Raw genomic sequence first — 616 nt, forward strand, 5'->3', positions numbered from 1 at the left:
AGCCGGCGCGCCTGAGCCCACGCCATAATCGAGGGTGGCGGCATCTGAGCCGCTGGCGCTGTTGCCGGCCGCATCGCTGACGGTGGCGGTCACGGTCAGGGTAGTGCCACTGGCCGGTGGGGTCACGGTCAGGCTCAGGCCGTTATCCAGCATCGCCTGGGTGACCGTGCCACTGAACAGCGCATTGCCATCCTGGTCGGTGACCGTGAGGCTGTCGCCCACGGCGGTGCCGGCGCCCAGGGTCACGGTGATGTTGATATCACCGCTGAGCTCGGCGTCATTGATGTAGCCATCGTTGTTGGCATCCTCGGTAATCACCACGGTGGGGCTGGCTGGTGCTCCTGAGCCCACGCCGTAATCGAGCAGCGCACTGTCATTGCCCGAAGCGCTGTTACCTGCCGGGTCGGTGACGGTGGCCGTCACAGTCAGGGTGGTGCCACTCGCCGGCGCCGCCACACTCAGTGCCAGACCGTTATCCAGCATGGCCTGGGTGACGGGGCCAGAGAACAGCACATTACCGGCCTGGTCGGTCACGGTGAGGCTGTCGCCCACCACAGTGCCGGCGCCCAGGGTGACGGTAATGTCCACCAGACCACTGAGCTCAGCGTCATTGATG

The 616-nt window shown here is 65.7% G+C and carries 1 pseudogene; it reads right to left on the reverse strand.

Going from position 1 to position 616, the window contains the following annotated elements:
* Positions 1–616 (reverse strand): annotated as a pseudogene (locus ACRRUX_RS20600) (hypothetical protein); the annotation flags it as partial.

Source organism: Shewanella sp. GXUN23E, assembly GCF_050865035.1.
Taxonomy (GTDB): domain Bacteria; phylum Pseudomonadota; class Gammaproteobacteria; order Enterobacterales; family Shewanellaceae; genus Shewanella.